Source organism: Velazquezella soli, assembly GCF_977018685.1.
This window is the reverse complement of sequence record NZ_CDRNXF010000004.1, coordinates 2,475,943-2,494,348: the sequence shown is the minus strand read 5'-3', so window position 1 is coordinate 2,494,348 and position 18,406 is coordinate 2,475,943. Positions and strand designations below refer to the sequence as shown.

General features: G+C 59.5%; 14 protein-coding genes and 1 tRNA gene. 11 read left to right on the top strand and 4 right to left on the bottom strand.

The genetic code is table 11. From position 1 onward, the window contains the following. Positions 1-738 precede the first annotated feature (738 nt). Entirely contained in the window at positions 739-915 is a 177-nt protein-coding gene (locus tag AC0JZ8_RS15645) for a hypothetical protein (RefSeq protein WP_471892920.1), read from the bottom strand. A 308-nt stretch (positions 916-1,223) separates the two neighbouring features. On the opposite strand from AC0JZ8_RS15645, the gene AC0JZ8_RS15640 reads away from it, so the two are divergent. Continuing rightward, entirely contained in the window at positions 1,224-1,919 is a 696-nt protein-coding gene (locus tag AC0JZ8_RS15640; RefSeq protein WP_139283852.1) for a hypothetical protein, read from the top strand. Positions 1,920-2,058: 139 nt separating this feature from the next. Then, a complete protein-coding gene (locus AC0JZ8_RS15635; RefSeq protein WP_062580327.1) occupies positions 2,059-2,247 on the top strand; it encodes a hypothetical protein in 189 nt (62 codons plus the stop codon). 194 nt (positions 2,248-2,441) lie between these two features. On the opposite strand, the gene AC0JZ8_RS15630 is transcribed toward AC0JZ8_RS15635, so the two are convergent. Beyond that, positions 2,442-2,515: transfer RNA gene (locus AC0JZ8_RS15630), tRNA-Cys, on the bottom strand. Positions 2,516-2,823: 308 nt separating this feature from the next. Between AC0JZ8_RS15630 and AC0JZ8_RS15625 the strand changes: the two genes are divergently transcribed. From AC0JZ8_RS15625 to exoR, 6 genes are all read left to right on the top strand, one after another. Further along, on the top strand, positions 2,824-3,021 hold the full coding sequence (locus AC0JZ8_RS15625) for a hypothetical protein (RefSeq protein ID WP_471892919.1): 198 nt from the start codon (positions 2,824-2,826) through the stop codon (positions 3,019-3,021). A gap of 132 nt (positions 3,022-3,153) precedes the next feature. Further along, a complete protein-coding gene (locus tag AC0JZ8_RS15620; protein WP_092662098.1) occupies positions 3,154-3,801 on the top strand; it encodes a protein-L-isoaspartate O-methyltransferase family protein in 648 nt (215 codons plus the stop codon). A gap of 241 nt (positions 3,802-4,042) precedes the next feature. Beyond that, a complete protein-coding gene (locus AC0JZ8_RS15615; protein WP_471892918.1) occupies positions 4,043-4,993 on the top strand; it encodes a DUF2497 domain-containing protein in 951 nt (316 codons plus the stop codon). Between the two features lie 119 nt (positions 4,994-5,112). Then, on the top strand, positions 5,113-8,028 hold the full coding sequence (locus tag AC0JZ8_RS15610; RefSeq protein ID WP_325260868.1) for a valine--tRNA ligase: 2,916 nt from the start codon (positions 5,113-5,115) through the stop codon (positions 8,026-8,028). 376 nt (positions 8,029-8,404) lie between these two features. After that, on the top strand, positions 8,405-9,640 hold the full coding sequence (locus AC0JZ8_RS15605; protein ID WP_092662102.1) for an OmpP1/FadL family transporter: 1,236 nt from the start codon (positions 8,405-8,407) through the stop codon (positions 9,638-9,640). Positions 9,641-10,115: 475 nt separating this feature from the next. Further along, complete coding sequence (gene exoR, locus AC0JZ8_RS15600) at positions 10,116-10,910, top strand: exopolysaccharide production regulator ExoR (protein WP_062457569.1); 795 nt, start codon at positions 10,116-10,118, stop codon at positions 10,908-10,910. A 55-nt stretch (positions 10,911-10,965) separates the two neighbouring features. Here the strand turns inward: exoR and xth are convergent, their stop codons facing one another. Together xth and erpA are read right to left on the bottom strand one after the other, a co-directional pair. Further along, complete coding sequence (gene xth / locus AC0JZ8_RS15595; RefSeq protein WP_471892917.1) at positions 10,966-11,775, bottom strand: exodeoxyribonuclease III; 810 nt, start codon at positions 11,773-11,775, stop codon at positions 10,966-10,968. Positions 11,776-11,870: 95 nt separating this feature from the next. Next, complete coding sequence (gene erpA / locus AC0JZ8_RS15590; RefSeq protein WP_062457564.1) at positions 11,871-12,200, bottom strand: iron-sulfur cluster insertion protein ErpA; 330 nt, start codon at positions 12,198-12,200, stop codon at positions 11,871-11,873. A 186-nt stretch (positions 12,201-12,386) separates the two neighbouring features. Here erpA and AC0JZ8_RS15585 point away from each other — a divergent pair, with 186 nt between their 5' ends. The 3 genes from AC0JZ8_RS15585 to AC0JZ8_RS15575 all read left to right on the top strand — a co-directional run bounded on the left by AC0JZ8_RS15585 (position 12,387) and on the right by AC0JZ8_RS15575 (position 18,386). Further along, positions 12,387-13,607, top strand: coding sequence for a deoxyguanosinetriphosphate triphosphohydrolase (locus AC0JZ8_RS15585; RefSeq protein ID WP_471892916.1), 1,221 nt, complete (start codon positions 12,387-12,389; stop codon positions 13,605-13,607). Between the two features lie 64 nt (positions 13,608-13,671). Next, positions 13,672-15,429 (top strand): arginine--tRNA ligase, encoded by a 1,758-nt coding sequence (gene argS, locus AC0JZ8_RS15580; RefSeq protein WP_471892915.1) that lies wholly within the window; start codon positions 13,672-13,674, stop codon positions 15,427-15,429. Between the two features lie 212 nt (positions 15,430-15,641). Then, on the top strand, positions 15,642-18,386 hold the full coding sequence (locus tag AC0JZ8_RS15575) for an SPOR domain-containing protein (protein ID WP_471892914.1): 2,745 nt from the start codon (positions 15,642-15,644) through the stop codon (positions 18,384-18,386). The last annotated feature ends 20 nt before the right edge of the window (positions 18,387-18,406 follow it).

Below are 18,406 nucleotides of genomic sequence, written 5' to 3'. Positions count from 1 at the left end.
ACAAAACGAACTCGCGCGACGCGCGGCGCGTCAGTCGACCATCAAGCCGCCTCCAGATGTACCGGTTTTCGAACACGAGCAACGCCTCGCGGTTTCCCGGCTGCGCATGCAATCCACTATTTCGGTTGCGCCCAGCGATCATAGAGGCCGCAGGCCACCACGACAGCAAGAGTGCACAAGACGAATGGATTCAATGCGGCTACGAAATCGAGATACTGCATAACGGTCTCCTCTTCCCGTTAGCCAAGCCGCCAGATGTCTCCCGCACCTGACTTCAGACACTCTAACACGATTTTGATCCGTGATCGAGAATGTTGATCAGGGCGAGTGTGCGGCTTGTGGGGGACGAGGAGAGGCCGTCAGTCAGCGTGTCTCGGTGAGACCGTCAAAACAGGGCAACAAAAAGATGCCCCACATAAATGATGCTGACGAGGGATATAATAGTCGTGAACGCCATGACGGCGTCGGAAGATGAGAGCTTCATATCGAACCATCGCCGTCATGGCGATCCTCTGACAAGGGTATGGCGGCAACATCGCCGTCTGCCTATTTCTAGGACAAATAGTTTAACGCAGCCCTATGGAGGAACGTTAATATCTGGTTACGACCCGATCGTGAAATGTTGCGGCTTGTGTCGATGCTATGAGCGGGGCTCTACCGGCACCCGCGCAGACCCCATATCGCTGCGCGACCACGCGACCACGGGCGCAAGCCTTGTCCGATACAAGCCGTTCAAGTCTAATTGACGCTGTTTGGGAGAGGGATTTTGGGCTCGTCCGGCTTCTCGCGGCCGGCCGGCAGAAGCTGACCGGACAGTTCGACCAGCGGCGTCTGCGACAATGCCTTGGCTGCCTCCGCAAGCAGTGCGAGTTGCCGCGCAATATCTGCGAGTTGTGTGGCGGGATCATCCTTCAAATCGGCCTCGCTGCGATCATTCCGTGAGGGGCCGGAAATAGTCGCGCCTGCAGAAATGTAAAGGAAATTTGCTAATAGAGGCAATAAATCAACGGCGTGAAGGACTGCTCTACAGTTTTTCGGGTTTGCCGGTTTCTTTGGAAACAGGGGCAGAGCATAATCTGTCCGCCGTCAAAGACATGGACTACCGGCTTCTCCAGTAGTAGACCGTTTTCATCCAGAATCGGCGCGCACGGCACCGGTCAGCGGGCCGCTAAGCGGTCCACGCCCTCAATCCACACTCGTCGACATGAATTTTGAGAATCGAAATGCTCCCACACCACGCCTACGCTGTTACTTCCCGTCCTTGGTATCTTTTGACACTGGCATTGGTCGGGGCTGCCGTTCTGTTCGCTATAGACCTTGCGAGTAACGGTTTTACGACAGCACTGACGAAGGAAACCGGCGCGCTCGAGATTTCGACGGCCCTTCTTTACGCCTATACCGCAATGGTGTGGCTGTGGACGCGCACCGGCGACATATGGCGGCGGGACTGGCAGGTTGCGGCCATCATGCTGTTGATGATGGGGCGAGAACTCGACCTCGACAAGCGGCTGACCAGTGTCGGCATGCTCAAGAGCAACCTCTACCTGACGAACATGGCGCAACCTGTCGAGCGCGTCTTTGGCGTTCTGGTGATCCTGTTCGTGGCAACCGTCGCGTTCCGGCTGATCGTTCGCAACGGCCCTGAGCTTCTCTCCGGCGTCAGGTATCGCGCGTCCTGGGCTTGGAACATCATCGCGGCGATCGGTCTTGCCATTGTGTCCAAGTCGATCGATGGGCTGGATCGCAAGCTTGCGCCTTTTGGCGTCATTGTCAGCGATCACACCAATCTTCTGTTGGGTATCGTCGAAGAAGTGCTGGAATTCGGCATTCCGGTCATGTTCCTGGTGGCGACCATAAGCTCGATCGATCTTTCCGCGGCAGCCAGGGGACGCAAGCCGGCCGCGGCGTCTGCTCTCTGACATCATCACGCTTCGCGCCCAATCCTTGAATTCTTGACACAAACCAGCGACCGGTGCCGATAAACGTCCGGTCTCTGGCATCCCGCTTATTGCCTCGAACGCAAAGCGCGGTAGTTGTTCCGGTTCACAGGAGCCGAACATGCAGCCGGAAAATCGCGTCCAACGCTATAAAGACACTATCCAAATCCTTCGTGCGGACATCGAGTGGCTAACCACGAGCGGGTTCAGGACGCAGACGACATCGAACGAGACCCTCATCGCGGAGTTGGAACTGGCCGCAGAGGCGTATCGTGGCTTGGTCGAAGAACTGGTGCGGCCGGTGGGCTGATCCGGGCAGGCGACAGCTTCAGTCGCGAATTGGCGGAAGGCTGGCGGGCGTGAAAGAAGATCCGCTGGCGTTCTCGTGCACCAGTCGCAATACCTAAATAACATCGAGGAATGTGCGCGACCGGTTGCGATCGGACAGATCGTGTCGATCGGCTGACGCCGATGCTAACCCATTGCGATATATCGAGAAAGGGATGGAGGCCTCGCCCGGAATTGAACCGGGGTACGAGGATTTGCAGTCCTCTGCGTCACCACTCCGCCACGAGGCCATCCGATGCTAAAAAAGCGAGTGGTGGCGCCGAATTAGAACGAATCTCCGATGGGTGCAATACCCTTCTGTTCAATCCTCGACGTTTTTATCCACTTCGTCAGCGGCGCCTGTCTGTACCGGTGATGAAGGGCGCCTGCAAAACGCGGCGTCCTCGGAAGATACCCCTGCGGGGGAGGCTGTATGCAGCGTGTTCGCGTCATCTGGCTGTGTTGATCCTATGGTAAATATTTCACGAATATTCCTCGCGGTCAGGGGAACGGAACCGAGCTCTTCCGACTTTAGTGAGCGAAGCCCAGGGAGTGAAAAATGCTGAACCGATTGATCATCGCACTCTACAGACCCGTCACCGAAGATGATGCGACTGGCACGTTTGCAGATGGAGCCTTTCATCTGAGTGCTGCCGAGCAGTTGGCATTCGATCGCAGCCATAGCCTGCGCAAATCCTACGGACACGATGTCGTCCTCGCCAAGAAGCGCGAGCTTCCGACCCTTATCCTGCACTAAGCAAGAGTTGCACGAGCGCCTGCATCACCGTGTTTTTTCCAATCGATGCGCGCGCTATCTTGAAAGCGCAGCGAGAGGCAAGTAACACGGCTGAAGGATTGGCCGGTACGCCGGCGCTGTGAGGCAGGTGACATGATTGATTTCGAAGCAGCCCGTGTGAAGATGGTCGAGAACCAGATCCGCACGACAGACGTGACGGCACATTCCGTGCTGCAGGCGTTTCTCACGGTACAGCGCGAAAACTTTGTTCCGACGAAGTCGAAGTCACTGGCCTATATCGACAACGATGTTGAAATCTGTCCCGGTCGCTTCCTGATGGAAGCCTCGCCTCTGGCCAAACTTTTGCAGCTGGCTGCAATTACCAAGTCGGATACGGTGCTCGAGGTCGGCACAGGCAGCGGATACATTTCTGCGCTTTTGTCGCTTCTTGCGAAATCGGTCGTGTCGATCGAATCCGATGAAGCGCTCGCCGAGCAGGCAATCGCCAACCTCGCGGGCGCCCATAACGTGACTGTCGTCACGGGCGACATGGAAAAAGGCGTTTCGGATCAGGGCCCTTACGATGTCATCTTCATTGCTGGCTCGATCGAAGACGTGCCGGCTGAACTTAGTGCGCAGTTGAAGGATGGCGGGCGTCTGGTCGCTGTTCTCGGATACGGAAATGCCGCGCAGGCGACGCTCTTCGTCAAAGAGCAGGGTGCACTGTCAAAAAGCGCTCACTTCAACGCTTCGATCAAACCGTTGCCGGGATTTCGCCGAGCGAAGGATTTCGTATTCTAAAATCGGCTTGCTGACGATTTGCGAAGTTTAGAAAGGGGGCCTTGGCCTCCTTTTTGTTTTTCCAGCGCGATACAAATCGGCAGCGGGGATTCACGTCGGCAACAAATCTGTGTATCGCTAGAGTCGTTGATGCGCCCGTCGTTGTATCGCGAGACGAGGTTCGTAAAGTGAAAACGAATCAGACCTTTGAAAAGAGGTCGTCTGCCGACCTGGCACCCAGTCGGCGAGAACGGGGATGAAAATGGCTCAGCCAAGTGTAGCGCGTGAACCGTCAATGGAAGAGATCCTGGCTTCGATCCGCCGGATCATCGAAAGCAACGAGCCGGTCGGCGAGGGTTCACCAGATCAGGCATCGCGTTCGCCCTATGCGGATGACGATCTGATCGACGATATCGACGATACGGACTTTGCGTCCGATCTTGCCGCTGGCATCGCTGCAAACGACCCGGGCCTTCCTCTTCGTGCCCATTCACCGGCCCCGATGCCGTTCCAGTCGGAACCCTACGCCCCCGCATCTGCAAACGACGCACCCAAGCCTGTTTCCGCATCGACAGTCGACCCTGAGATTTCATCATCGGGTGAGCGCTCGCTCTCGCTTGCCGACGTTGCGGCCCGCGTCCGCGCCGCTTCGGCCCGCCAGCAGGAAAATGCGATGAGCCGCCCGGCACCGGCGCCGCGCCTGTCGATGCCCGCAGCCGAGAAGGCATCCGCTGCAATCTCGGCCTTTGCCGACGTCGCGCTGCGTGACACCATCGCCCCTGTCGAAACAAGGCCTGCGGCAATGGTATCCAAGCCGATCGAGACCCCTATGGCGAAAGACGTCGAGCCTGCAGGACCATCGCCCATTCCAGCGCTGAAGCCGCAACCGGCAGTCGCGCAGCAGCCGGAGATGTCCGAGACGGTCGAGCAGCCAGCACCGAAGGCGCAACCGGCTCAGCAGGAAAATCTTCCTGCGATGATCGAGGAGACCGCGGCGACGCTCCTTTCGGTCGAAGCGGGCGCGCAGGTGACAAAATCGTTCAACGAACTTGCAGCCGTCTTCGATGGGCTCGAGCGTCGCTCTGTCGAGGATATGGCGCAGGAAATGCTGCGTCCGATGCTGCAGGAATGGCTGGACGACAACCTGCCGACACTGGTGGAGCGTCTCGTGCGCGAGGAAATCGAGCGCGTCGCCCGCGGCCCGCGTCGCTAAATCGCCTCCAATGCCTGTCATCAAGGCCGCTCCAACCGGGGCGGCTTTTTTATTGACTTCACGGCCTCCACGTCTTTAACACCGCACCATCTCATTCAAAAAGAAAAACGGGTCAGGAAATGCTCGAAAAGACCTACGATTCCGCCGCCGTCGAACCGAAGATCGCCAAAGCCTGGGACGATGCGGACGCCTTCCGTGCCGGTGCCAACGCAAAGCCTGGTGCGGAAAGCTTCACCATCGTCATCCCGCCGCCGAATGTGACCGGGTCGCTGCACATGGGGCACGCGCTCAACAACACGCTGCAGGATATCATGGTCCGCTTCGAGCGCATGCGCGGCAAGGATGTGCTGTGGCAGCCGGGCATGGACCATGCGGGCATTGCCACGCAGATGGTTGTCGAGCGCCAGCTTGCCGAGCGAAAGCTTCCCGGCCGTCGCGAGATGGGCCGCGAGGCCTTCGTCGAACGCGTCTGGGAATGGAAGGAAGAGTCGGGCGGCCTGATCTTCAACCAGTTGAAGCGCCTCGGCGCATCCTGCGACTGGTCGCGCGAACGCTTCACCATGGACGAGGGGCTGTCGAAGGCCGTTCTCGAAGTCTTTGTCACGCTCTACAAGGAAGGCCTGATCTACCGCGGCAAGCGGCTGGTCAACTGGGATCCGAAGTTCGAAACGGCGATCTCCGATCTTGAAGTCGAGTCCAGGGAAGTCGAAGGCCACATGTGGCACTTCAAATACCCGCTGGCCGGCGGCGAGACCTATACCTATGTCGAGAAGGATGCGGACGGGAATATCGTGCTTTCCGAAGAGCGCAATTATATCTCGATCGCCACGACGCGTCCGGAAACCATGCTGGGTGATGGTGCGGTTGCCGTCCATCCGTCGGACGAGCGCTATGCGCCGATCATCGGCAAGCTGTGCGAAATCCCTGTCGGCCCGAAGGAGCATCGCCGCCTGATCCCGATCATCGCTGACGAATATCCGGAACCGGATTTCGGCTCGGGCGCGGTCAAGATCACCGGCGCGCATGACTTCAACGACTACCAGGTCGCCAAGCGCAACAAGATCCCGCTCTATCGCCTGATGGATACCACCGCCTCGATGCGCGACGATGGCGACGCTTATTCTGTCTATGCGGCCAAGGCGCTGGAGATAGCCAAGTCCGGCGAACTGCCGGGCGAAGCCGATATCGACGAGATCAATCTGGTTCCGGAAGAGTATCGCGGCCTCGACCGCATGGTCGCCCGCAAGAAGATCATCGAGACGATCAATGCCGAGGGCCTTGCCGTTACCGTCAAGGACAGCGAAGGCAACGACATTCCGTATGTCGAGGCAAAGAAGATCATGCAGCCGTTCGGCGACCGCTCCGGCGTCGTCATCGAGCCGATGCTGACGGATCAGTGGTTCGCCGACGCCAAGACGCTGGCAGAACCGGCGATTGCTTCGGTTCGCGAAGGCCGCACCAACTTCGTCCCGAAGAACTGGGAAAAGACCTATTTCGACTGGATGGAAAATATCGAGCCCTGGTGCATTTCGCGCCAGCTCTGGTGGGGACATCAGATTCCGGCCTGGTACGGTCCTGATGGTCAGTGCTTCGTCGAAAAGTCCGAGGAAGAAGCACTCGACGCGGCCATCCAGCATTATCTGGCACACGAAGGCCCATGGAAGGCCTGGGTTCAGGAGAAGCTCGAGAACTTCAAGCCTGGCGAGATCCTGATCCGCGACGAGGACGTGCTCGACACCTGGTTCTCGTCGGCACTCTGGCCCTTCTCGACGCTGGGCTGGCCGGACAAGACGCCGGAACTGGAGCGCTATTACCCGACCAGCGTTCTCGTCACCGGCTTCGACATCATCTTCTTCTGGGTTGCCCGGATGATGATGATGGGCATGCATTTCATGAAGGATGCGGAAGGCGAGCCTGTCGAGCCGTTCCACACCATCTACGTTCACGCGCTGGTCCGCGACAAGAACGGCCAGAAGATGTCGAAGTCGAAGGGCAACGTCATCGATCCGCTCGACCTGATCGACGAATACGGCGCCGATGCGCTGCGGTTCACGCTGGCCATCATGGCGGCACAGGGTCGCGATGTTAAACTCGATCCGGCCCGTATCGCCGGCTACCGCAACTTCGGCACGAAGGTCTGGAACGCAACGCGCTTCGGGGAGATGAACGGCGTCAAGCGTGATGCGGGCTTTGATCCTGAGAATGCGAAGCTGACCGTCAATCGCTGGATCCTCACGGAACTGTCGAAGACCGTTTCTGACGTTACCACCGCGATCGAGACGCAGCGCTTCAACGAGGCTGCCGCTTCGCTCTACCGCTTCGTCTGGAACCAGGTTTGCGATTGGTATGTCGAGCTGTTGAAGCCGATCTTCATGGGCGAGGATGAAGCCGCCAAGGCCGAGGCGCAGGCCTGCATGGCCTATGTCCTGGAGCAGAGCTACGCGCTTCTCCACCCGTTCATGCCGTTCATGACCGAGGAGCTCTGGGCTCACACGGCAGCCCGTGACGGATTGCTCGCCCATGGCGAGTGGCCGGTCTCCGGTTTTGCGGACGCTGACGCTGCCGACGAGATCAACTGGCTTGTCGATCTGGTATCCGGTCTCCGCTCTGCACGGTCCGAAATGAACGTCCCGCCATCGGCGACAGCACCGCTCATCATGGTTGGTGCCAATGCGGTCACCTCGTCGCGGCTCGCGCGTCACGAGGCGGCAATCTGCCGGCTCGCGCGTGTCGAGAGCATCTCGACAGCTGACGTCGCCCCGAAGGGTGCGGCACAGATCATCGTCGGCGAGGCGACGGCCTGCCTGCCGCTCGGCAACCTGATCGATCTCGGCACGGAGAAGGCCCGAATCGAGAAGGCGATCGTCAAGAACGAGCAGGAAAAGGACCGTCTCGGCAAGAAGCTCTCCAACGAGAAGTTCATTGCCAATGCCGATCCGGACGTGGTTGCGGCTGATCGGGAGCGCCATGCCGAACTGGAAGTTCAGCTCGAAAGCCTCAAGATCGCTCTGCAGCGGGTCATCGAAGCCGGCTGATGACCAAGGTCTCCGCCGTGCTCTAGGCCGGCGCCAACGAACGAATCTCTGAAAGCCGCGGTCCTGTGACCGCGGCTTTTCGCTGCGCTTCGACCCAGAAGTTCCGTTTGCGTGCACATGCACAACGGGAGAAAGCCGCAATGTTGCCGCATTGTCACATCGCCGCGCCCATGCGGGATGGTGTTCTAATTCCAGCTACGGTACGGCCCCAGATTAGGTAATTTTGTTCCCAACCACCGATTCGGTGGCGATTGTTCCTCCGCTTACGTAAATTAGCGACCGTTTTGCAGCGCAAGATCGGGGACAGCCGAAAGTTGTTATTTTGGGCAGAGTATTTAGAATTGTCTCAATGACTTGCCTGGGAGTGGGAGACGAGATGCAAAGCAATTACATCGCCAAGGGCGCCTTTGTTCTGATGGCTGGATGGAGCGTTTATTCGCCGGCGTTAGCGGGCGGACTGGAACGTGGGGGATACAATATCGACCTTCTGTTTGACAGGTCGCCCTATGCCGCCGAAGCGACGGCAACCTACGTCATGCCGCAGCGGAAGCTGAAGAACGCGCAAGACACCATCACCGGACCGGACGGCAACCTCAGCACAACACCAGGCTATTCCTATTCGAGCACTGCTGACGACAGCGAGAGCTACTGGTCGCCGCGGATCGGCATCAAGGCGGGTATTGGCGATTCCGTCGACTGCATGTTCGACTATTCTCAGCCCTATGGTGCGCATACCAATCCTGGCGCCAACTGGGCGGGTGCCAACGACAACATCGAGACGAAGGTCGACAGCGACAACTACGCAGCTACCTGTTCCTACCGCTTCGATGCCGGCCCAGGCCAGCTTCGCCTGATCGGCGGCGCGAACTATCTGCGCATGGATGGCTTCAAGGAACGGCTGTTGATCGCCCCTGAAGCGCTTGGCTTCGCGTTCAGCGGTGTTGGTCGTCTGGACCTGGAAGGCGACGGTTGGGGCTGGCGCGCCGGTGCGGCCTACGAAATCCCGGAATACGCATTCCGCGCGAGCCTGATGTATTATAGCCAGGTGAAGCTCGACGAGGTCACCGGTACGGTCGATCTGACGCAGGTCCCGGTAGGCAGCGTCTACGCCGGTACCGTCGTGCCGGTTGAGGGCTCGACTGCTATGCCGGATGCCCTCGAGCTGAAGCTTCAGTCGGGTATCGCACCGGACTGGCTTGCTTTCGGTTCGGTCAAGTGGACGGACTGGAGCCAGCTGCAGCGTATCCCGTTCTACAACAACGGTGTGGAGATCACATCGCTCGATCTCGGCTATCGCGACGGCTGGACGATCACCGGCGGCATCGGCCACAAGTTCAACGAACAGTGGAGTGGGGCTCTGAGCCTCACTTGGGATCGCGGCACGTCGCAGGAATTCGGAACGCAGACAGATACCTGGCTATTCAGCGCCGGCGTTTCCTATGCCCCGACCCAGCACGTCGAGATTCGCCTTGGCGGCGTGCTCGGCATCCTGACGGGTGGCGAGTCCAGCGCATCGTCCATTGACGGCATCCCGGTCGGCGACGAAGCGAGCTACGAATATGATAGCGACCTGGTTGCAGCACTTTCTACGTCGTTGAAGGTAAAGTTCTGAAAACAGTTACTAATTAGCAAAAGCCCGGTTCGAGCCGGGCTTTTTCGTTTGTGGCGCGTTTTCGCCGACCCCTCCGAATTTGTGACGATTTGGCAACAGTCTTGTGCCACGATGAGCGGGTCGGCGAACAACGGAGATTTTGTCCATTTCCCGCCACAAACAGGGAGCAGCGGTAAAGGAATAACGGACACGGACCGCGGGGGCGGCGCGTGTGAATTGGAGTACCATGGGCGGGTTTTTCAATAGAATACGGGGCTTTGGCCGCGTTGTCGCAGGCGGATCGGATCGCCGCGCACAACTTCGGCGCGTTTTGCCGGCAGGTCCTACTCTTGCCGAAAACGGGACGTACAGTTTCCATTCTAGAACGGCAGCGATAGCTGGCGTCTCGCTGATCGCCGGTTGGCTGATCGGGCCGTGCAATCGGTCGGAGATGGCAAGCTCTATGACTTCCGGGTGTATGGGAAGAAACTGAAACATGTCGAAGTTTGGCATTGTGTCCATGAAAGTATTGCTTCTTGGCGTGTCGCTCACCTCGGCTGTGGTGGGCTCGGCAGCTGCGTTCGACATCCAATCCGGCGTGACCAAGGAATCGGGTCCCTTCGACCTCTTCAAGTTTGGCTTCAAGGCCTACAAGAACGGCCAGAAGGAAGACGCGGTCGAAGCTTATCGCTATGCCGCCGAGAAGGGACATACCGGTTCCCGCTGGGCATTGGCGAACATGTACGCCTTCGGCGATGGCGTCACGAAGAACGATCTCGAGGCGTTCAAGATCTATAACGAGATCGCCACGCAGGGCGTCGAACCCGGCTCGGAAGATACCGGCTTTTTTGTCAACGCGCTTCTGTCGCTTGCGACCTACTATCGCCGCGGCATCCCCGATACACCGGTGAAGCCCGATCTTGCCCAGGCGCGGCAGATCTATTTTCAGGTCGCTTCGACCTTCGGTGTCGCGGAGGCGCAGTTCCAGCTTGCCAAGATGATTCTTGCAGGCGAGGGCGGATCGCCAAACCTTCAGCAGGCGAAGAAGTGGCTGAACCAAGCCCGCAAGAGCGGCCATCCGGGCGCCATGGCCGTTTTCGGTAACATCCTGTTCGACGAGGGACAGACGGTCCGCGGTCTCGCCTTCCTGACGGCTGCACTCGACAAGTGCAGCACGAAGGACTGTATCTGGATGGAGCCCTTGCAGGAGCAGGCTTTTTCTATGGCAAGCGAGGAAGACCGTCGCGGTGCGATCGCGCTGTCGCATGAGTTTGCCAAGGGTATGGACTGAGGAAGCGGCGTTCGCTGCTTCCTGTTAGATCCGGACGATCAGGGACAACAATCGCTCAGATCGGCGCGAAATCAAAAATCCCGGCGACCGGGACATGGTCGGACGGCTTTTCCCATCCGCGCACATGCTTCTCGATGACCGTCGCCTTCAGCCGGTCGGCAGCTTCTGGCGACAGCATCAGATGATCGATGCGGATGCCGTTGTTCTTCTGCCAGGCGCCCGCCTGATAATCCCAGAACGTATAGAGCTTGGTGGCATCCGTGGTTGCGCGAACGGCGTCCGTCAGGCCGAGATTTTCGAGCGCACGGAATGCCGCCCTCGTTTTCGGCAGGAAGAGCGCATCTGTCGCCCATGCGGCCGGATCGAAACAATCATGCGGCTCGGGAATGACGTTGTAGTCGCCGGCGAGTATCAGTGGCTCTTCGAGTGCCAAGCATTGCTGGGCATGCAGCCGCAGCCGTTCCATCCAGGCAAGCTTGTACGGGTACTTGACCGGGTCATCGGACGGGTTGCCGTTGGGCAGGTAGATCGACGCAACGCGGATCACGCCGCCCTGAACGGAAAAGACGCATTCGATGTAGCGCGATTGCTCGTCAATTTGTCCGTCGGGACCGACGGCACCGGGTAGACCGCGCATCACTTCGTCGGGTTTTATCTTCGACAGGATCGCCACCCCGTTGAAGCCCTTCTGGCCGTGTGTCTCGACATGATAGCCGAGCGATTCGATCTCGAGCCGCGGAAAGCCTTCGTCGACGGATTTGATCTCCTGGAGGCAGGCGATGTCCGGCGACGAGTCGGCGAGCCACTGACGCAGATTATCGATCCGCGCCTTGACGCCGTTGATGTTCCAGGTGGCAATCTTCATTGCAGTCGTCCTTCCGTCTTCAGCCTATCCTTTTATCGAAAGACAAGCTGATGGGAAGGGTCGAGTGGCAATCTGATCGGGACGATTGGAAGATCTTAGATGGCGAAGCTGGTACCGCAGCCGCAGCTTGCGACCGCGTTCGGATTCTTGATCTGGAATGACTGGCCAAGCAGATTATCGACGAAGTCGATCTCTGAACCTTCCATGTAGACGATGGACAGGCTGTCGATCAGCACCTTGGCATCGCCGTTGGCGATCACCACGTCATCTGCTTCCGGCGCGCCCGCGAGGTCGAACTTGTAGGAGAAACCGGAGCAGCCGCCGCCTTCAACAGAAACACGCAGAGACTGCTTTTCGGATTCTGCCGCAACGATTTGGGCGATCCGCTTGGCTGCAGCATCGGAGAGAGTTACGTTCATCGTCATTTCAATGGTCTCCTGCCGGGGTAAAGGCCCGGTGAGTCTTGGGTAAAGGCACCCTGATAACTCGAAGATGGATGTCACTGCCGTTGCACACGGCAACACTATAGGTATGAAGACCTGAACGGCGCGTCAATGGGGCGTACCCATACACGACAACACGCAGGCACGCTTGAGGCATTAAGGACGGTTATGGCGATCGATACGGGGGTACTTGGTTTCGGTGGGGGCGAGCGTGCGTTATATGCATCCAATCCCTGGGCCTCGCGGGGCCGCCTGTTTCCCGAAGCGAGCAGCCTGACGCGCTCGGAGTTTCAGCGCGATCGTGACCGTATCGTCCATACGACGGCGTTTCGCAGGCTCAAGCACAAAACGCAGGTGTTCATCAGTCCTGACGGCGACCATTACCGAACGCGGCTGACCCATACGATCGAAGTGGCGCAGGTGGCCCGCGCGCTGGCCCGTGCCCTGAAGCTGGATGAAGATCTGGCAGAAGGCGTCGCGCTCGTTCACGATTTTGGCCACACCCCCTTCGGACATACAGGTGAGGATGCGCTCGATGAGCTGATGAAGCCATATGGCGGGTTCGACCACAATGCCCAGTCGCTGCGGATCGTCACCAAGCTTGAGCGGCGATACGCGGAGTTCGACGGTCTCAACCTGACATGGGAAACGCTTGAGGGTCTCGTCAAGCACAATGGCCCTTTGATGATGGCCGACGGCAGCGAGGGTTCCCACGGTCCTTTGCCGCAGCCGATCCGCGACTACTGCCTCCTGCACGATCTCGAGCTTTCGAGCTATGCCAGCCTGGAGGCGCAGGTCGCGGCGATTTCCGACGACATTGCCTACAACACCCACGATATCGACGACGGGCTTCGCTCTGGCCTGCTCACTTTCGATATGCTGGAGGACGTGCCGTTCCTCGCCGGACTGATGCAGGAAGTGAGGACGAAATACCCCAATCTGGACCCGACCCGCTTTGCCTACGAAGTGACGCGCCGCCAGATCACCCACATGGTCGAGGACGTTATCGCGGTCTCCCAGAAGAACCTTAGAGAGCTTGCACCCGAGAGCGCACAAGATGTGCGCATGGCGGGAAGGGTGATCTCGACCTTCTCCAATGAGATGGCGCAGACCGACAAGCAGATCAAACGAGTGCTGTTCTCCCGGATCTACCGGCACCCCGAAATCATGCGCATCCGGGCCGGCGCCTCGCAGATCGTCGTCGACCTGTTCCATCGCTACATGGACGACCCGGCGCTGATGAAAGGCCACTACTGGGTCAAGCAGATGAACGGCGTCCCGGAGGCGGCCCGCGCGCGCCACGTTTCAGATTATCTTGCCGGTATGACCGACACCTACGCAACCCGCGTCCATGCCGAGTTGTTTGACCAGACTCCTGATTTGCGCTAGGGCCTGCCCGACACCAATGGCTTCGAGGGGCCCGCCCAAAAACACTTTGAGCGGATGTAGACATATGAATCTTTTTGCCGAATTCGACAATAGAATTAAGAACGCGCTAGAAACTCTCGAAATCATTCGAGAAAATCGAAGTGCGGTTGATTTCGGACGCCTCACGGTCGAGCCTCCGCGCGATCAGAGCCATGGCGACGTCGCCACCAATGCAGCGATGGTGCTTGCCAAGCCTCTCGGCACCAACCCGCGCGCGCTCGCCGAGATCATCGCCGAAGCGTTGCGTAGCGATGCAGACATTTCGGAAGTCTCCGTTGCCGGTCCCGGCTTCATCAATATCAGGCTTTCCACCGGATATTGGCAGCAGATGCTCGCCAAGATGATCGCGCAAGGGACGGACTACGGCCGCTCGGATGTCGGCGCCGGTCGCAAGGCAAACGTCGAGTATGTCTCGGCCAATCCGACGGGGCCGATGCATGTCGGTCACTGCCGCGGCGCTGTCGTGGGCGATGCGCTCGCCAATCTGATGGCCTTTGCCGGCTATGACGTCACCAAGGAATACTACATCAACGACGCTGGCAGCCAGATCGACGTTTTGGCCCGCTCGGTCTTCATCCGGTACCGCGAGGCGTTGGGCGAAGCAGTCGGCGAGATTCCGGCTGGCCTCTATCCGGGCGACTACCTCGTCCCGGTCGGGCAGGCTCTGGCCGCTGAATACGGTCCCCGGCTGCATGCCATGCCCGAAGACGAGTGGATGCCGATCGTCAAGGAAAAGGCCATCGACGCGATGATGGCCATGATCCGCGAAGATCTCGAAGCCCTCAACGTGCATCACGACGTGTTCTATTCCGAGCGCACGCTGCATGCGGACGGCGCGCAGCGCATCCGTGCAGCGATCAACGATCTGACGTTCAAGGGCCATGTCTACAAGGGCAAGCTGCCGCCGCCGAAGGGTCAGCTTCCCGAGGACTGGGAAGACCGCGACCAGACGCTGTTCCGCTCGACCGAAGTCGGCGACGATATCGATCGTCCGCTGATCAAGTCGGACGGCAGCTACACCTATTTCGCCGCCGACGTTGCCTATTTCAAGGACAAGTTCGACCGCGGCTACGATGAGATGATCTACGTGCTCGGTGCCGACCACGGTGGCTACGTCAAGCGGCTCGAGGCCGTGGCGCGAGCCGTCTCCGAAGGCAAGTCAAAGCTCACTGTTCTTCTCTGCCAGCTCGTCAAGCTTTACCGCAACGGCGAGCCGGTCAAGATGTCGAAGCGCTCCGGCGACTTCGTGACCTTGCGTGACGTCGTGGACGAGGTCGGTCGCGACTCAGTTCGCTTCATGATGCTCTACCGGAAGAGCTCGGAGCCGCTCGATTTCGATTTTGCCAAGGTGACCGAGCAGTCGAAAGACAACCCTGTCTTTTATGTCCAGTATGCCCACGCCCGCTGCATGTCGATCTTCCGCCAGGCAAGGGAGGCGTTTCCGGGTCTGGATACAGAGGCGCTCGATTTCGCTGAAAACATTGGCGAAATCACCGACAAGAGCGAGCTTCAGCTGGTCGCGAAGCTTGCGGAATATCCGCGAATCGTCGAAGCTGCAGCTCTGGCCCAGGAGCCGCACAGGCTCGCATTTTACCTCTATGATCTGGCCAGTTTCTTCCATGCTCACTGGAATAAGGGCAAGGACCAACCGGAATTACGGTTTGTTAACGATAAAAACCGACAATTGAGCATTGCCAGGCTTGGACTGGTGCACGCAGTCGCCTGTGTCCTGAAGTCGGGACTTGCAATCACAGGTACAGCGGCACCTGAGGAAATGCGGTAGAAACGCCCTCATTTCCCCACATTGCACTGGCAGATGAGTTGTAATGGTGGTGAGTGGACGAGCGAATGGCGGACAACAACCTAGCGCGTAGCCGGAATGACGCCCCGGAATTTTTTGCTGACGGCGATCCTCTGGCAGAGCTCGCTCGCATCGTAGGCTACGAGGAACGGACAGTCGCTAATCCGGCTGCCCCTTCCGTGGGTTCTGCGTCAATGGCGGCATCTGCCCGCCGCGAGCCGGCCTTCAATCTCGAAGACGAGTTGCTGCGGGAATTCGAGCAATACGATACTCCGCGGATCGATCCGGTCAACGATATCCCGCTCGACGCCAAGCCTTCCCGCGTGGAGGCGCCTTTGCCGGTCGATCACGGCTATCAGGCTGCGCCTTCTATTGCCTATGAGCCTCCCATCGAACGCGAGCCGGTTTTCGAACAGCCGGTCCAGTCGGTGGTGTCGCAGACGCAGGAAGATCTCAACCCTTTCGATGCTCCGGAATTCTCCGTCGATCCGTTTGGTGCAGCACCTGCGGAGGCGGAAGCTGTTTCCCCTGCCGTCGATGCTCACCGTGCACCGGCCGAGCCGAATTTCGACCCGTCAAATTTCCATGGCCTTCCGACACTCCGTGCGGAGGTAGAGGGCGCCGATGACTATCAGCCTGCGACTCAGTCCAGGCAGGAACCGTCGGTTGACGCTTTCGATCTGGCCGCTGAGCTGGAGAGCTCGTTCGCCGTTGCAGCCGAGCCAGTCGTCGCAGCTTCCATGGTTTCGGCGCCGGAGCCTGTTCGGGCTGAACCCCGCAAGAGCACCGGTTACACGCCGGGCTTCCGCATGCCGCTTGCGAATTTCGGTTTGAACGCCGGTGTCACGCCGCTGGAACGCCCCGTCGAAAAGCCGCCGGTTGTCCAGCCCAAGGCCGTTGCTGCCCCGGTTGAACAGCCTCGCGCTGCTGAACCGGTCGCTGTGAAAGAGGTCGTTCAGCCCACTTTGGAGGCGCAGAAATTTTCGCCGCTGAACGAGCTGGTTTATGACGTTGCTCGTTTCCCGGTCAGCCAGGAAGCGCCTGCGACTGTTCGCGCCGAGCCGAAACTCGAACTGCCGCAGGCTCCGGCCGCCAAGTCGCAGCCAATCGCCGTCGCTCCGACCGTTGCCGCTGTGGCGGCGCCCGTGATCCCGACGCCGGTTCCAACGCCGACTGTTCAGCAGGCGGCACCCGTCGCCGACCTGGCAGATGACTTCAATCCTTTCGCCGACGAAGACTTCGAACTGGCGCTTGACGATCTCGAACTCGATCTAGCCGACATCGTGGTGGCGGAAAACTCCGTTCAGCCGGTGGCACCTGCCGCGGCAATCCCTGCCGCCGTCTCGACGCCCGCGGCTGCAGCAGCACCCGTCGTTGCAGCAGCGCCTGAGCCGGAAGAAGAAGTCGCCGTCGTCGAAGCAGAGATGCCGTTCGATGCGGCGATGATTTCCGAATCGGAAGAGCATGTCGAGGCGATCGCCGATCTCAATGTGCCGGACCTGCCAGTCGAGCAGCCGGAAGAAGAGCCTGCCTACTCGTCCGAGTACGATATCGATATCGATGCAGAACTCGCGGCGCTCTTGGTAAACCCGACGTCGCAGACTGCTCCGGCACCGCGGCATCAGGAGGCGGCTGCCCCGGTTTCCGTCGCTGCCGGCAATTTCCCAGAGCAGCCTCGGCAGACATCGGGCAGCGCTTACCCCGACCTCGACGATTTCGAGCGGGCCCTGGAGGAAGACTTCCGTCGCAGCCTTGTCGCGCCGCTTCCGGCCAACGACCATGACAGCGATCTCAACGGATACGAAAACGACCTCGACCAGCGTTCGCCCCGGTCGGCGTCCCGGACGTGGCTTCTTCCCATCGCCGTTGTCGGCGTCCTGGTCGTTGCCGGCGCAGGTGCCTACACGATGCTGGGTAGCGGACCTTCGCGGATGATGGGCGGCGAACCGGTCGTCATCGCAGCCGATACCGATCCGGTAAAGGTTGTCCCGGAAAATCCGGGTGGCAAGACCGTTCCGAATCAGGACAAGGCTGTTTACGACCGCGTTGCCGGCGCTGCATCTGAAACGCCGAAGCAGGAAGCGCTGATCTCCAGCGAAGAGCAGCCGGTCGATGTCGTCCAAAAGACGCTGATGCCGGAAAGCCTTCCGCTCGAAGGCGAAAACGATATCGATCCGACCGATACCGGCGAGACCCAGGATGCACGTCTGCTTCCCGATCAGGGCCAGCAGGTTGCTTCGACGGGCGGACAGGATCCTCTCACCGTTACGCCGCGTCGGGTAAAGACGATGATCGTGCGTCCGGATGGGAAGCTCGTCGAACAGGAAGTGCCGGCTCCGGCGCTTGCTGCCGCGCATACAGGCAAGATGCCGGCGGCTTCGGTGAAGTCTCCGGAACTGGCCCAGCCAGTCACTCCGGCCGCTGCGATCGCCGCATCTGCACCTGCTGCCGGCACGGTTGCCGAAATCATACCGGCGTCTGCGCCGATGACGGCAGCCACTATGGCGCCACTGGACACTTCGGCACCTGCTGCTGTCGCTAAGGCGCCAGTCCCGAAGGTTCGTCCTTCGCAGCAGCCGGTCAATGTCGTCGCATCCGTCAGCGATCAGGGCAACGTTCGCGCTCCCGCAGCACAGGTTCAGCCGGTTTCGGCAACTCCTGCCGCTGCCAATGCACAGGTCGCGTCGGTCGGCGAGGGCGGCTACGTCATTCAGATCGCATCGCTGCCGTCCCAGGCTGACGCTCAGAGGTCTTACCAGAACCTGTCGTCGAAGTTCGGCAACGTGATCGGCGGGCGTGGGGTCGATATCAAGGCTGCTGAAATTGCCGGCAAAGGCACTTTCTATCGCGTTCGCATCCCGGCCGGCAGCAAGACGGAAGCCGTAGCACTCTGCGAAAAGTATCGCGGTGTCGGCGGCACCTGCCTCGTCGCTCGCTGAGATCTTTGACGAGAAACCAT

Bases quoted from the DNA above. Each gene is read 5' to 3' on its own strand.
- AC0JZ8_RS15640 (WP_139283852.1), top strand. From the start codon at position 1,224: ATGCTCCCACACCACGCCTACGCTGTTACTTCCCGTCCTTGGTATCTT.
- AC0JZ8_RS15635 (WP_062580327.1), top strand. From the start codon at position 2,059: ATGCAGCCGGAAAATCGCGTCCAACGCTATAAAGACACTATCCAAATC.
- AC0JZ8_RS15625 (WP_471892919.1), top strand. From the start codon at position 2,824: ATGCTGAACCGATTGATCATCGCACTCTACAGACCCGTCACCGAAGAT.
- AC0JZ8_RS15620 (WP_092662098.1), top strand. From the start codon at position 3,154: ATGATTGATTTCGAAGCAGCCCGTGTGAAGATGGTCGAGAACCAGATC.
- AC0JZ8_RS15615 (WP_471892918.1), top strand. From the start codon at position 4,043: ATGGCTCAGCCAAGTGTAGCGCGTGAACCGTCAATGGAAGAGATCCTG.
- AC0JZ8_RS15610 (WP_325260868.1), top strand. From the start codon at position 5,113: ATGCTCGAAAAGACCTACGATTCCGCCGCCGTCGAACCGAAGATCGCC.
- AC0JZ8_RS15605 (WP_092662102.1), top strand. From the start codon at position 8,405: ATGCAAAGCAATTACATCGCCAAGGGCGCCTTTGTTCTGATGGCTGGA.
- exoR (WP_062457569.1), top strand. From the start codon at position 10,116: ATGTCGAAGTTTGGCATTGTGTCCATGAAAGTATTGCTTCTTGGCGTG.
- xth (WP_471892917.1), bottom strand. From the start codon at position 11,775: ATGAAGATTGCCACCTGGAACATCAACGGCGTCAAGGCGCGGATCGAT.
- erpA (WP_062457564.1), bottom strand. From the start codon at position 12,200: ATGACGATGAACGTAACTCTCTCCGATGCTGCAGCCAAGCGGATCGCC.
- AC0JZ8_RS15585 (WP_471892916.1), top strand. From the start codon at position 12,387: ATGGCGATCGATACGGGGGTACTTGGTTTCGGTGGGGGCGAGCGTGCG.
- argS (WP_471892915.1), top strand. From the start codon at position 13,672: ATGAATCTTTTTGCCGAATTCGACAATAGAATTAAGAACGCGCTAGAA.
- AC0JZ8_RS15575 (WP_471892914.1), top strand. From the start codon at position 15,642: ATGGCGGCATCTGCCCGCCGCGAGCCGGCCTTCAATCTCGAAGACGAG.